This window comes from Pleionea sp. CnH1-48 (assembly GCF_024124665.1).
GTDB lineage: Bacteria > Pseudomonadota > Gammaproteobacteria > Enterobacterales > Kangiellaceae > JAMXSB01.
This window is the reverse complement of sequence record NZ_JAMXSB010000014.1, coordinates 78,470-92,270: the sequence shown is the minus strand read 5'-3', so window position 1 is coordinate 92,270 and position 13,801 is coordinate 78,470. Positions and strand designations below refer to the sequence as shown.

Here is a 13,801-nt window from a genome sequence, read left to right as displayed (position 1 = left end):
TTCCGTAGAATCCGGACTCATTTTTTAGAAGGGAACTCTAAAAAAGCAAAATAATTGTGGGAATTAATAAAGTGAATACTTGTGCCAAGAAGGCAATTTGATAAAGGGTTAATGAATGTTTAGTAAAAGTAAACTGATGAAAACATCATCTTATATTGGCGGCATTTTGATCGCTTTAGGACTCAGTCCAAGTTTAAAAGCAGAGGACTGGGGGCGGTATTGTCCTCCAGGCACCACTTTCGTCAAAGTGGGTCAAACTTGCCCAGTAAAAGATGATGGCAGTGGAAGGACCTGTAGAACTTATGTTTTTTGTAAGGCTGCTGGAGGTCATCTTTCAGGTTTTGGCATTGGTGGTTCAGGAAGTAGTGGTGGTAGTGGCCTGGGCGGATCGGTCGGAGCTGGTTCAGGTGAAAGCAGTGATGCGAATGAAAACACTGGCGAAAGTCAGTGCAGTGGTGAAACCAATCCCATTGATTTAGCCACACAAAACAAAGTTCAAACCGAAGTGGACTATCGGGGTCATGGAACCCTGCCTCTCATGCTTACTCGCACTTACAATAGTGCAAGCCGATTTAGTGGTGTGTTTGGCCATCAATGGTCAAGCAATTTATTCCCTCAGCTTTCTTGGAAAGACTACAGCACGAGTGGCGTAGACTATCGTGAAGTTAAATTGTACCGATATGATGGCAAACTACTCACTTTAAAATATGACTCAGAGGATAACGTTTGGCGACGTCCTAGCGGCCAAACTGAGCAGTTAATAGCATTGGGTGAAGGTTCATTTGCCTACTTCAATAACGGCTTAGAAGAAATTTATTACCCATCTGGCCGTATTATGGCGGTCAAGCATGCTAATGGCGAACAACTGCAATATGTATACTCTCTGGCTAATGGTTATGGTGAGTTAACCGAGATTCGTCACAACTCGGGCCAAGCTTTGAAATTCCAATACACTCAAGGTCGTTTAGCCCAAGTTGAAGCGCCAGGCAATGCTATCTATCGCTACGCTTACAATAGCTCTGGCAACCTGACTTCCGTTACCTATCCTGCTTTGAATAACGAAGTGCATCAAAAGCAGTATGTTTATGAAGGGACACGCTTAACTAAAATCATCGATGAAAATGGCGATGCTTATGGTCACTGGCAGTACGATAGTTATGGCAGAGCGATAGCAAGTGCACATGGCAACCAACAAAATGCTGTTTCGATTATTAGTTCAGGCACAGAAAGTGGTGGGCGCTACACTCGCACTCGTAACGCACTAGGCAAAGAGACGACTTATCATTTTGCTAAGTTAGGTGGGCAATGGAAAATAAAACAAGTAGAGGGGCATGCTAAAGACAGCTGCCTGGCCGCAAATCAAAACACTACTTATGATGCCAATGGTTTTGTCGACACTCAGACTAATTGGGCAGGTCATGTGACAGACTATGACCATAATGCTTATGGCTATGTTAACAAGATCATTGAAGCAAAAGGGACGGCTGAGCAGCGCACCACCGAGTATCAGTGGAATATGATGCTTAACCAACCTTTAAGTATCCAAACCGATAATTTAAAAACGACTTTCAGTTACACCGATGAGGGATTATTAAGTCAAAAAACAGAAACAGCATTAGATAGCCAGATCAGCCGTAGCTGGAGCTATCAATACACACAGCATGCAAATGGTTTAACTAAAACCATGACCATTGATGGGCCTCGCACTGATGTCAATGATGTGTCCACTTACCATTATTCGACTCAGGGCTTTTTGACTCAGGTGATCAATCCGCTAGGTCATACGACACGTTACGAAAACTACAATGCTAACGGTCAACCGCAAACCATTCGTTATGCTGATGGGCGTGTAGATACCTTGTCTTATCATCCGCGCGGATGGTTGTTAAGCAAACAGGCCGATGTTTATGGTGATAAACGCACAACAAGTTATCAATACGATAAAGTCGGCCAGTTAACACAAATCATCAAACCCGATGGTCTGCGCTTAAGCTTCACTTACGATTCGGCGCATCGTTTAACATCGGTCAAAAACACCGAGAATCAATCCGTCGAATACGCTTATGATGCAGCAAGTAACTTAACCCACGAACGCATCAAACATTGGGTCACCAAGTTTGAAGTGTGTGATGGTGGCTCAGGTGGTTTTGGTGGATTTAATCCGTTTGCTGGTAAGCTGGGTGGTGAGTTATGCCCGGTATTAACGCACGAAACTATTAAGGAAGAACGTCGTGGTTACGATGCTCTAAATCGATTAACGCAAATAGTTCGTGGTATTGGTGAAGATAGCACTAGCTTTGGTGGCGGAAGTGGCAGCACGAGTGGTTCTGTAGTTAAAAGTGTTGCTTACAACACTAATAATCAACCGACTACGATAAAAGATGCCAAGGGCATTCCAACCACACGTAGCTATGATGCACTGGGTCGAATTAAAACCGAAGTCAGTCGAGACGGTGGTGTGACGACTTATGGTTATGACACTAATGATCGCATCACCAGTGTGAATGACCCAGAAGGTAACACGACACGTTATGCTTACGATGGTTTTGGTCAGTTAATCCAACAGACAAGCCCCGATACAGGTATCACTCGATTCCAGTACGATGCAGCAGGCAATCTGACTCAAAAGACGGATGCACGAAACGTCATTTCAATTATGACTTACGATGCGCTAGGTCGTATTACTTCCGAAGCGATGGGTTCTTCCATTTCACGCAGCTATCAATACGATAAGCAGCGAGTGGGTTATTTGAATCGCGTGGTGGATGAATCGGGTACTCACAACTTTGAATTTAATGCACATGGTGAAAAGACCTGGCAGTCGAGTAGTTTGAACGGCCACTCTCTCATCACTCGATGGGAGTACAACAAAGCCGGAAAAATCTCGCGCATTGTTTACCCCAGTGGCAGTGATATTCGTTATCAGTTTGATAGTCAGGGCCGAGTAAATGGGGTGACCTACAACGGTCAGTCGGTGGTACATTCGGTTAACTACAAACCTTTTGGTCCAGTGAGTGACTTGAAGTACGGCAGTAACTTACTGCGACTTTATAGTCGAGATAACCAGTATCGAGTGACGCGCTTGTTCAGTGCGGGAGTAATGAACCTATCGTATCAATACGATAAGAACAGCAACATCCAATCAATCACAGATGGGTATCACAGCGGGCAAACATCGTCACGACTATACAGCTACGATGTTATGGACCGTCTGCTAACTTCAAACGATTACGGCACCTACCACAGCTATCGTTACGATAAAAATGGTAACCGCACCTATAAAGATGGCACTCGGTACGTTACATCAAATTATACCAATCGATTACAATCGGTGGATTCGATAGCGTTTTCTTATGATGGTAACGGTAACATCTTAAGCAAAGGTAGCCAGAGCTATAGCTATGGCGACAGCAATCGAATGATGAGTTACCAACAAGGATTTACCAATGCCAGCTATGACTACAATGCGTTTGGTCAGCGTGTTAAAAAGCAAGTTGGACACATCAATACCTTCTTTAGTTATGGTACTGATGGCAAGCTGTTGCATGAGTATGTGGATTTAAACCACAAAAGTCTGCCAGATGATAAGAAAGACTACGTCTATCTTAATTCAGAGCCTGTTGCCTATATTAAAAACGGTACTTTGCATTATATTCAATCGGACCATCTAGGCCGCCCAGAAGTAATAACCAATACCAGTAATACAACCGTTTGGCGAGCAGAGAATCAAGCTTTTGATCGCAAAGTGATTACCTCATCTATTGGTGAGTTTAATTTGGGCTTTCCTGGGCAATACTATGACGCAGAGAAAGCTTCGTGGTATAACTACTTCCGTGATTATGATGCCGATTTAGGACGATACTTGCAGAGTGATCCTATTGGATTAGCGGCAGGGCAACCGTCGACTTACGCTTACGTGGATGGGAACCCAGTAAAAAGATATGATTTTCTTGGGTTGGCCTGTGTATGTATTTTCGATAAAAGTACTATGAAAGATGACAAGTATATAGATCGTTGGTATGGTCAAGATCGAGTAGTTACTGCAACATATACTTGTAAAAATACAGAGAGTAAAAATTCTCAAAAATCTATCAAAGGCACTCATAAAGAATGGTATTTACACGATAGAGATGGTGATGATGGGCGAGAAGGAAATCCTATTGGTACTACCTATCATCCTAATGCTAGATATAACACATATTCTGGAACTTGGACTTATAATCAGTCTGGTTATGAATGGTTTGAAGCGGCTGACTCCTCATCTGAGGAACTTCAGAGCTGGGCTTCTAGTTGTGGATGTTGATCAGAGAGTATATTTATGAAATTGAATTGTATTTTATGTTTTTTCCTTGGAGTAGGCTTGGCATTTGGAGCAAGCTATCTTTACTTAGAAAGCCAGGTTAAACTTTATCCAAGCTATAGTTATTCAAATAGCGAGTTAGTGAATGACATTAAGCATTTACTTGATAAGAAAGGCATTCCTTACTCTTATCAGGTAGATCATCTAAAGAGAATTTGGATAACTCCACATGTGAATGATGAAGACATCTATAATGATGTTCTTAATGAAGTTAAAACTCGACAAGAATCAGAAAGCTCCTAGTTACTTAGAGTTTGCAAATGGTAGCAAAGCTATAATTAGTAGCTTGATACATCTTAGCCGCTGTATTTATCAAACCTAAAGTTCTAGATAAGTTAAGTTTATTAAGTGCAGCGGTTGTTTGAGGCGAATTGATAATTTCAGTTTTACTCAATATGCTAGTAATAAGGAGTGAGTAAACAAGAGAAGGAGCTTTGTCTGTTAATTTCTTTCCATAAAATAAGCGAAAACATTAAAAGCATAGTCTATGCGATATATTAATATGTGGAGTTAAAAATAAATTGAAAGGAAAATTGAGAGAAGCATTTACTAAGAAATACTTCATAATACTTTCAATCTTACTGGTAATGGCTGTCATGCAACTAGGTGGCATTTATCAGTTATTGGAAGAACCTAATAAAGCGCTTAGTTACGAATTAGGTCGTAAAGAAAGCTATATTTCAAATAAAAGAGTCGAGTTTTTAATTTGGAGAGGAGCAGACCCTACTTATGTCGATAAAGACTTAGACCCAACAGGAGATCCGAGAAGCTTTACTCTTATGATGGCTATCAGAAATGGGCGGGTTGAAATATTACCTTTGCTAAAAGCAGACTATTCCGAAGAACAAAAGGCGATAGCCTTAGAATCGACAAAAGACGATAAAATCCTTCAAGATGTATTAGTAAGATTGTTTGAAGAAAAATAGTAGCGATTAAAGGAGAGTCGAATATGGCGATAAAATGCCCTAGTTGCACAAGTAAAACAGTGAGCTACTTTGAAAACTTAATGCTGAATGCTTTTTCAGAGATTAAATGTAAAAAGTGCGGTGTATCTGTTTTTCGGTCCTCTAGGATTTTTTACAATGTATTCATTTTTGCGGTTGTGTTGTACTTGTCATCAAGCTACTTGGAAGCGAATTTAGGCATTATTGTTAACATATTGTCTGCTCTGATTTTAATGTATGTTAATCCATCTATTACCTCTAAAAATGAACCTTAAGGAAGCACATCGAGGTGAGTAACATAAAGTTAAAGTCTGTTTTTATAAATCCATACTTACTATTTTGTTCCATTATGTATTGGAGTTATATAGAAGATCAGAATATTACTGTGCTAACTTTATTGATAGCACTACCTATTTTAATTCACTTGTCGCTCGAGTTTTTTGTTCGAGAGAAAAAGCATGACACTGCCGAGTTAAGCATAAAGAATACGGCAATGTTCGTTTATGCCAACGCTATCCTCGCTCCGCCATATTTAATGGCCGAGATAAATATCATTGCTTATACCATAAGTGGCTTAGTGATTTTTAGTGTTTATATGGCGAGCTTATATTTTAACTTTGATGTTAAATATGCAGCGGTTGTATGCTTCTTTCTTCCATTTGCTTTAATGTATACTTTGTCCAAGATAGGGGCGCTGAAGCTTCACAAAGTATCTGAAGAAAATTAATAAAATATCATTTAGTAAGGCTAATTATTTTATCGCCGAGTGTTACTCGGATTTTTATTGAAATAGTGATTGAATAAGGATAAATCAGTGAAGGTATTACTTCTATTATCAACAGTATTTTTAGTTACAAGTTGTGCGCATCTTAAGAGCGGCCCCGTTGAGTGCGGCGAGCCACCAGAATATACCGGAGAGAAAAACTTGGAAGTTGCAGAACCGATAAAAGTTACCGCAGCTCCCTACCCTAAAAGACAAGCTTACAAGAAACAAAGCGGTTGGGTAAAAGTTTATTTTAAGGTTAATGAGCATGGAAAAGCTTACGACTTACGTTTTGGTGAGTCTTGCCCCGGAGATGCTTTTAAAAGAACAGTAGCTAAAACGATTCCCAAGTGGCATTTTGAACCTCAGTATGGAGAGGCTTCAAAACAAGAGTTAAGCTATACGATGACATTTTCATTTGAAAAGTAGTGGCATAAAGTGAAAGTGCTATTCTGAATATTATCAGCTATATTCTGCACACTAATAACTTAAGATGGCTACATGACCGGAATCAAACAACACGCTATTCGATTATTCCTGACTATCCTATGTCAGTAGCTAATTTCAAACTGTTAATAGATCAGTTGCTTGTTAATATCGAGAAGCAGAGAGGTAAACTAAAAAAATGCCCATTATAGATAGGGACACTCTTTTGGTTGCAGTGCAATCTGTCTATGAGAGTATTAATAGGTTTGAGGCTTTGCTCAAATCCGAGACTTTGAGTGATCCGGAAAATATTACTGAGTTACTTGTATCTTATGATGAGGCATTTAAGGTCCTAAAAGGCATCTATCTTGAGGAGCTTGAAAGAGGAGCAAGTTTACCTCTTCTAGAGTCAATTTTAGTCGAAGAGAGAGATTAATTTAGATGGCATGAGTAGGGCGGCTATCGTAAACAAGTACCGTCTGGTTGTGGGTACAATGTCAGCGGTGGTGGTCAGTATAGGTTTTGTAAGGTCATCGGGTCTCTTGATGCAGGAGAGCGCTGATCGTAAGGAAATACATTTGAATAAGAAAGAAATTGTCATAATTATGTTCATTGGCAGTCTTTTCTACTTCTACTCCAAAGTTTCCACTGGTTTCAATGAACTGCTATACAAGTTTACTTACTATGGCTCTTTGCCTTGGTCATTTCCTTGGTTTGATACTCCATTTTTAGCATGTCTAGATGATTGTGGTAGCAAACTTCTTATCAAGGCGGCATTTTATTTTGGCTTTATTCTTAATACCTTAGTCGTTTACTTTGTTTTTAGGCAGTTAATGAAATTGCTGCTAAAAAGTCGTTGAGTTTTAAAAGTTGTAGCAAAGTTCGGTAAGCTATAGTGTGTCAATGCGTATGTTTAGTGCTAAGAGAACTTCCCATATCGGAATGATCAGGAGTTAGATAAGAATGGGAAAATTACTAGTGATTGTTGCGCTCTATACTGTCTTCAAAGTGACCGGGAGTTTTAATTGATTAAAAGAAAGGTTATCAATTAAAAATGATAATAATTAAAAGAGGGTTGAATACTGAGACTAAAAAAGTTATTAACTTGATAGAAAGTACTATCGAGTTGAGAGTAATACTCTAACTACTCCATAGAAATATAAAGCTCAATTAGCTGTTCAGGATTTTCTTCATCTCCGGTCGAATTAATTTCTATCGCTTCAGGCATTACCCAGTCCATTAAATTTGAAGGCATTAACTTTGTATCGATTGGAGCAGTAATTTGAACTAGGCAGATGCTGGTCCTACAATCGATAGATTTCAATACTCCGAGGTCTTTAAGGCTTGCATTCTGATAGAAGGAATATTCCAATTCCGACTGACGTTCAAGAGAAGAAGTTGATTTAGTGGATTCACTTATGAATCTTTCTTTGGATGTCTTTTTTCCTAAGTTTTGAAGAAAAGACTGGAGTTGAACATATTGTTCTTCGTTGAGGGACCTAATGTGCTTTATCAGGTTTTCATCTAAGTCTGCACTTTCTTCTTTGAGCTGCTTATGTTGATTCTCTATCAGAACTGGAGTGATGTTTTGTTTTTTTTCCTGGATATTAAGAACTGGTTCTTGGCGTTGCATGTTGGCTAAAGGCTGCTGAATATATGTATGTTCATCCTGCTTTTTATCTTCTTCGACAGAGCTAAAAGTACTGTAAGCTACTACTGTCAGAAAACTTCCTGTCACCAATCCTAAAAAAAACTTCCCCATGATTCTTCTCGCTTTTATCAATCTCAGCTTGTGAACTATAACACTTTTATTTCTAGCTGCGAAGTGATAGAGTGACGCAAAATATGCCACTTTGTTAGTATTCAAGGAACCTTTCAAAATAGTCAGGAGTATAATAAATGTTAAAGTATTGTAAAGTTGGGGCGGCTATAGCCAGTGCTCTTATTTTTCATGGGACAGCACTTTCTGCAACCAGTGTTCAGTGTGCTAGCTATCACTATGAAGATATTAAAGGTGTAAAGACCGAGCTATTTGAGATAAAAGTCTATAACGATTTAAGAGAGTGCCCTCCTCCTTCTAATTTCAGAGGAGAGAAGCTGATCTTAAATAGGACTCACCAAACCAATACCTCCATTTATTATGACAATCAAACTCATGGTAATGCGAGCTGTGTTATTGAAACGCAGAGAACCGTTATTGAAAATGGCATGCCTGTGATCACTCTCTAGTCATTCAGTGAAAGCTAACTGTTATCTAAAGCTAGTCCAGTTATTTCTAGCTGGACTGGTTTTTTTCTCTCAAACACTTTTTTCTCATAACCTCAAGTTTCAGACTATCGATATCACTGATGGTTTGCCCTATAACTCTATCCGCTCGATAGCGAGTGATAACCAAGGTATTATCTGGTTTGGAACAGAGCTAGGCCTGGCTAAGTTTAATGGATATTCATTAGATACTGTCTTTGCTAATTCATCGCTCACGAGTAGCCTAGCTGGAAACTATATCCGAATTTTACATGTCGATAATCAAGGAAGTATATGGGTTGTTAGCGGTGGTAAGGGAGTGAGCCGTTATAGAAAAGATTCGAGCAACTTTGAGCATTTTCAATTTAACGAAAAAGACACTAATACTTTAAGTGATAACAAAGTATTGGCATTAACGTCGGATACTCATAGTAATTTGTGGATAGCTACAGGCAAAGGGCTAGATTACTTTGACACAGTTAAGCAGCAATTTACTCATTATAGTCACGACTCTGAAGTAGAAGGTGGTCTAACCCAACAAGCAAGAGCATTGCTGACGACTGCGTCTAATGACTTGTATGTCGGCACTAGCCAAGGTGTTTTTCGAAAGCGCTATAAAGATAAAAAATTTGAAGCCATCCCGCTCCCTATAGAGACTCAGCCAGTTATTCGTACGATGGTTCAGTCGCATACTGGACAAATATGGATCGGCACTTATAAAGGACTCTATGTCTTAGATCCTGATACTGGAGCTGCCAGAAAAGTCGAATTAGGTAAAGCCGCATCGTATATTCTGTCCCTCTTAGTTGATCGTGATAATAATATCTGGGTTGGCACATTTAACTGGGGGCTTTTTAGAGTGTCACCCTCGGAGCCTGTGCTCAATTTTTTACCTGATAAAAGTAATGCCAGTTCATTGAGCGATAAGACGGTTTTAAGCTTGTATCAAGACCGATCTGGCATCATATGGGTTGGAACTTACAATGCTGGGGTTAATTACTTTGATCCATTGCACCTTACTTTTGGGAGCTATAACAACTCTTTAAGTAGTCTACCTTGCTTGTTATCTGATGATATTCGAAGTGTTTATCCGGTATCCAGCGAACAAGCGTTATTTGGTACCTTAAAAGGACTGTCTCTTGTAAACCTGAACGAAAAAAGCTGCAAGCACTATACCCATGACGCTTCCAGTAATAAAAGCTTATCGAATAATGAAGTTTTCAAAATATTCCCTGCTGGTGAGAATCATTACTGGATTGGAACTGATAAAGGTCTTGATATTATTTCGCTAAAAAACGGCGATGTAAAAAGGTTTGGCCATCTGATTGATAATGCTCTTGTATTCGATATTCTGCCTTATGATAAGGCTTTGCTGCTGGCGACAAACAAAGGCCTCTTCCACTTTGATATGGATAAAAGGTCTGCGCAAAAGATTACTAATGAAGAAGGTGAAAGCTTTAGTATTTCGGTATTAAGACGGTTAGATTCTGGCGCAGTATTGGTAGGCACTAGTCGAGGTCTTCATCGATTGGATACTGAGACAGGCACTCTTTTTCACTTATGGAAGGATAATCCTGACCTTAACCATAATGCCGTTCATTCCGTTGCTGTTACCCAAAATCATGGCGTCTGGTTTACTGAAGAAAGCCAAGGAGTGTTTCAATGGGACCCAGTGTCAAATGAGGTTAAGAACAGAACCAATGACTTCCAGCTTACCTATCGAGAGGGCTTTGCTGGGTTTCATACTTATGATGACAATACCTTATGGCTATTATCGGTGAACAATGGATTACTCAAATTTGACCTGAAAGCCGATGATGTTGAGCATTACCTTTCTGAGCACGGGCTTATCAACAATATCTACAATCTGGGGGCCAGCGCTAGTTTTCCAGATGGAAGAGTCCTGTTCGGCAGCAGAAATGGATTCAACCTTTTGGCTCCTGAGAAGCTTCAAGTTAACCTGAGCCCGCCAACAATATCATTGCAAAGTTTTACTCGACTAGGCGAGATTGTTGAGCCTCGAGTCGATTACGAAGGATTTTCTATCGATAACCATATCAATGATATGGAAAGCGTGAACCTAAGCCATCGAGAAGCCGTTATTGGCTTTCATTTCTTAGCAACGCACTATTTGTCTCCCAATAAGTTGGAATACGAATATCAACTGTCAGGTCTGGAACCCAACTGGATAAAATCCAGCTTTCAGAATCGGAGAGTGACTTACTCAAACCTTGAGCCTGGTGATTATGTTTTTAAAGTAAGAGCAAAAACTATCAATGGTATTTGGAGTGAAGAGGCCTTAACACTGCCAATATCGGTTGCTCCTGCACCATGGAAAACTTGGTGGGCGTATACACTGTATTTTCTTTTTCTGGTTGTATCAGGTATTTCATTCTTATGGTATCGAACAAAAACTTTGCGTTTGCGAGCTGAGTTCCTTGAAGATGTTGTAGAGCAAAGAACAACGGAGTTAAAAGTAGAAAAAGAAAAAGTAGAACAATTACTAGAAAAGAAGAACGAAGAGTTTGCCAATATATCTCATGAATTCAGAACACCTTTAACATTGATTTTGGGGCCTTTGGGTCAGATGTTGTCGAGTGAGGAGAATTCTATACAGAGTAAAAGGAAGCTCAGCGTTATTCAAAGAAGTGGTTTTCGATTATTGCGTATGGTTGATCAGTTACTTAATCTGCAAACTTTTAGAGTTAAGTCTATTGTTGAAAAAAGAGTGCAGCCAGCCTCAAAGATTATCCTGTTGATTGCGGAGTCCTTTGAACAGCTGGCTTCCGAAAAAAATATTTCCATGAAGTACACTGTTGAGGCCGATATTGAGTTACTACTCACTCAAGACAGCATAGAAAAAATTCTACTCAACCTGCTTTCAAATGCGCTCAAGTATACTCCATCAGGGAATAGCATCTCCTTGATAGTTAAAAAATCTGAGAACAATCTTGTCATGAGCGTCGAGGATACTGGTATTGGCATACCTGAAGCCAAACTCCCTCATATTTTCGATAAGTACTTTAGAGTGCTAGGTGAAGAAAGCGACAGTGTCGTAGGTGCGGGTATTGGTTTGGCGCTGGTCAAAGAATTAGTCGATAGCCATGATGGAACTATTGATATTCACAGTGAAGTTGATAAGGGAACCTCAATCAGCGTTAGCTTACCTATTGTAATAGAAGCTTGCGAAAAAACGGCCATTGAGTCTATTAATCAGGAGCTGATTGACATTGAGCTTAACAGCCTTCAGGACCGGGAGAGCGAAATTTTAGAGGTTGAGAGTGAATCTCAAGATGCCTCCAGCCGATCCTCGAACCCTAAGTTGTTGGTTATTGAAGATAACGAAGACATGTCCAGCTACATATTGAGCTGCTTGAAGAATCAATACGACGTGATGGCTGCACCTAACGGACAAAAAGGCGTTGAGTTGGCCATCGAGCAAGTTCCGGATTTAATTATCAGTGACATTATGATGCCAGGTTTGAATGGTTATGAAGTACTAAAAACTATTCGTGGGAATAGTGTGACTAACCATATCCCGGTAATTTTGCTTACCGCTCGTGGAGATCAAAAGAGTCGATTGAAAGGCTGGGAACACCAGGCCGATGAATATTTGACCAAACCTTTTAACGAACAAGAGCTGATTCTTCGAATCGATAACTTGTTGTCAATTCGGGAAATTGTTCAAAAAAGCTTCCAGGAGCAAAGCTTTAAGCCAGCTGAGTCTACAGAATCAAGCACTGCGCTTTCAGTTGGGGATCAAAAAAAGCAGGAATTTATTGAAGAGTTAAATAGCGTTATTGATGGATTATATTTCCAGGAAGGATTGCGAATATCAGAGATCGCGAAAGGAGTCGCTATGAGTGAGCGACAGTTGTTCCGCAAGCTTAAAGCGCTTTTGGATATGACACCGACGCATTATTTACGCGACTACCGTCTGGTTAAAGCCGCTGATTTATTGCGCCTCGGTCAACCTGCCAGCAACGTTGCATTGGATGTTGGATTCGCTTCCTATTCGTATTTTGGAAAGTGTTTTAAAGCAAAATACAGAGTTGCCCCCTCCGATTTTCAAGCCGAAAGTTAACTCTCGGATCTTGAAATACTCTTCAACTGCCTCTTTATTTGGACGGTTTATAACTTATTGATAAATAAGAGCTTGTCTGAATAGAGCTTGTGTTTGTCCGATGATTTATACCTGATTTTAACTCAATGATCGCACAATTCCTTTCCCTTGATATTAATGAGTTTTTGGCCTTCATTGACGCTCGTCGTTGCATGCAGAGTCGTTACTTCAAGTAGATAGTTAACTTTGTTTAATGAACCTGATTGGTTTGGTTTTCAATCAATTCTGGCTGGGCCGAATTCTCCTTCAAGGCATAAGAACGAGTCCGATATTCTGCTCGAAACTTAAACAACAGCACCAAAATTAAACTAAGGAAACTTTATGAAACTCAAGAAATACTTATTCTCATCACTTGTATTCTCGGCATTTTCTATGAGTGCAATGGCTGGAGGAGAACCCGTAAATTGCCGTACAGAAATTATTGAACAATTGCCTATTTACTCGGGTCAAGCAAGCTGCATTGCTAGCCACAATAACTTTCTCTTTACATTATCGGCTTACGTGCCTCCTCAATCGAGTCCCAGATTTAAAATTACACGACTCGTAGAGCTCTATTCGGGTTCAGTGATCGAAGTTAGCTGTGTAGCATCGGTTCCATTCTCTCACTATCAGCCTGTATCTCGAGAAGTGTGTGATTATCGACCCAGTGCCAAGATTGAAGTGGATCAATTTAGTTATGGTGAGGTCTACATCAAAGCTCTGGGTTATGACAGCGATGGCACCATTGTAAAGAAGCAACTGTTTATAGATGGCGAGCTACAAAACCGAACCAGTGTGATGTTAAGAGGAGCCATTGGACAAAGTTATCTGGTGAAGGTCATTGTGACAGACGACGATGGCTATGAAAGTACAAAAACGCAGTATGTCACCATAGAAAATACGGGAGTTATTAATCCGTTTTAATGATTCAGTTGAAGTTCAACATGTTAAAGAATGAGCGA

The 13,801-nt window shown here is 39.9% G+C and carries 11 protein-coding genes; 10 read left to right on the top strand and 1 reads right to left on the bottom strand.

Annotated elements, in window-relative coordinates; all coding sequences use genetic code 11:
- The first annotated feature begins 115 nt into the window (after positions 1–115).
- From NH399_RS20100 to NH399_RS20070, 7 genes are all read left to right on the top strand, one after another.
- Positions 116–4,303, top strand: coding sequence for an RHS repeat-associated core domain-containing protein (locus NH399_RS20100; protein ID WP_253042986.1), 4,188 nt, complete (start codon positions 116–118; stop codon positions 4,301–4,303).
- A 57-nt stretch (positions 4,304–4,360) separates the two neighbouring features.
- A complete protein-coding gene (locus NH399_RS20095) occupies positions 4,361–4,603 on the top strand; it encodes a hypothetical protein (protein WP_253042985.1) in 243 nt (80 codons plus the stop codon).
- Between the two features lie 278 nt (positions 4,604–4,881).
- The gene (locus NH399_RS20090; protein ID WP_253042984.1) at positions 4,882–5,286 is read left to right on the top strand and encodes a hypothetical protein; all 405 of its coding nucleotides are present in this window, start codon (positions 4,882–4,884) and stop codon (positions 5,284–5,286) included.
- A 403-nt stretch (positions 5,287–5,689) separates the two neighbouring features.
- Positions 5,690–6,031 (top strand): hypothetical protein, encoded by a 342-nt coding sequence (locus tag NH399_RS20085; protein WP_253042983.1) that lies wholly within the window; start codon positions 5,690–5,692, stop codon positions 6,029–6,031.
- An 87-nt stretch (positions 6,032–6,118) separates the two neighbouring features.
- Positions 6,119–6,496, top strand: coding sequence for a TonB family protein (locus NH399_RS20080; protein WP_253042982.1), 378 nt, complete (start codon positions 6,119–6,121; stop codon positions 6,494–6,496).
- A gap of 196 nt (positions 6,497–6,692) precedes the next feature.
- Entirely contained in the window at positions 6,693–6,929 is a 237-nt protein-coding gene (locus NH399_RS20075) for a hypothetical protein (protein ID WP_253042981.1), read from the top strand.
- A 58-nt stretch (positions 6,930–6,987) separates the two neighbouring features.
- Positions 6,988–7,353 carry a hypothetical protein gene (locus tag NH399_RS20070; protein WP_253042980.1) on the top strand — a complete coding sequence of 122 codons (366 nt, stop codon included), beginning with the start codon at positions 6,988–6,990 and terminating at the stop codon, positions 7,351–7,353.
- A gap of 284 nt (positions 7,354–7,637) precedes the next feature.
- Here the strand turns inward: NH399_RS20070 and NH399_RS20065 are convergent, their stop codons facing one another.
- Complete coding sequence (locus NH399_RS20065; protein ID WP_253042979.1) at positions 7,638–8,255, bottom strand: hypothetical protein; 618 nt, start codon at positions 8,253–8,255, stop codon at positions 7,638–7,640.
- 137 nt (positions 8,256–8,392) lie between these two features.
- Here NH399_RS20065 and NH399_RS20060 point away from each other — a divergent pair, with 137 nt between their 5' ends.
- The 3 genes from NH399_RS20060 to NH399_RS20050 all read left to right on the top strand — a co-directional run bounded on the left by NH399_RS20060 (position 8,393) and on the right by NH399_RS20050 (position 13,763).
- Positions 8,393–8,722: a hypothetical protein gene (locus NH399_RS20060; RefSeq protein WP_253042978.1), complete on the top strand. Its 330-nt coding sequence runs from the start codon at positions 8,393–8,395 to the stop codon at positions 8,720–8,722.
- A 7-nt stretch (positions 8,723–8,729) separates the two neighbouring features.
- Positions 8,730–12,821 (top strand): two-component regulator propeller domain-containing protein, encoded by a 4,092-nt coding sequence (locus NH399_RS20055; RefSeq protein WP_253042977.1) that lies wholly within the window; start codon positions 8,730–8,732, stop codon positions 12,819–12,821.
- A 360-nt stretch (positions 12,822–13,181) separates the two neighbouring features.
- Positions 13,182–13,763, top strand: coding sequence for a hypothetical protein (locus NH399_RS20050; protein WP_253042976.1), 582 nt, complete (start codon positions 13,182–13,184; stop codon positions 13,761–13,763).
- The last annotated feature ends 38 nt before the right edge of the window (positions 13,764–13,801 follow it).

What these genes read in the sequence shown, in the direction of transcription:
- NH399_RS20100 (WP_253042986.1), top strand. Translation starts at nt 116, where the DNA reads ATGTTTAGTAAAAGTAAACTGATGAAAACATCATCTTATATTGGCGGC.
- NH399_RS20075 (WP_253042981.1), top strand. Translation starts at nt 6,693, where the DNA reads ATGCCCATTATAGATAGGGACACTCTTTTGGTTGCAGTGCAATCTGTC.
- NH399_RS20070 (WP_253042980.1), top strand. Translation starts at nt 6,988, where the DNA reads ATGTCAGCGGTGGTGGTCAGTATAGGTTTTGTAAGGTCATCGGGTCTC.
- NH399_RS20065 (WP_253042979.1), bottom strand. Translation starts at nt 8,255, where the DNA reads ATGGGGAAGTTTTTTTTAGGATTGGTGACAGGAAGTTTTCTGACAGTA.
- NH399_RS20060 (WP_253042978.1), top strand. Translation starts at nt 8,393, where the DNA reads ATGTTAAAGTATTGTAAAGTTGGGGCGGCTATAGCCAGTGCTCTTATT.
- NH399_RS20050 (WP_253042976.1), top strand. Translation starts at nt 13,182, where the DNA reads ATGAAACTCAAGAAATACTTATTCTCATCACTTGTATTCTCGGCATTT.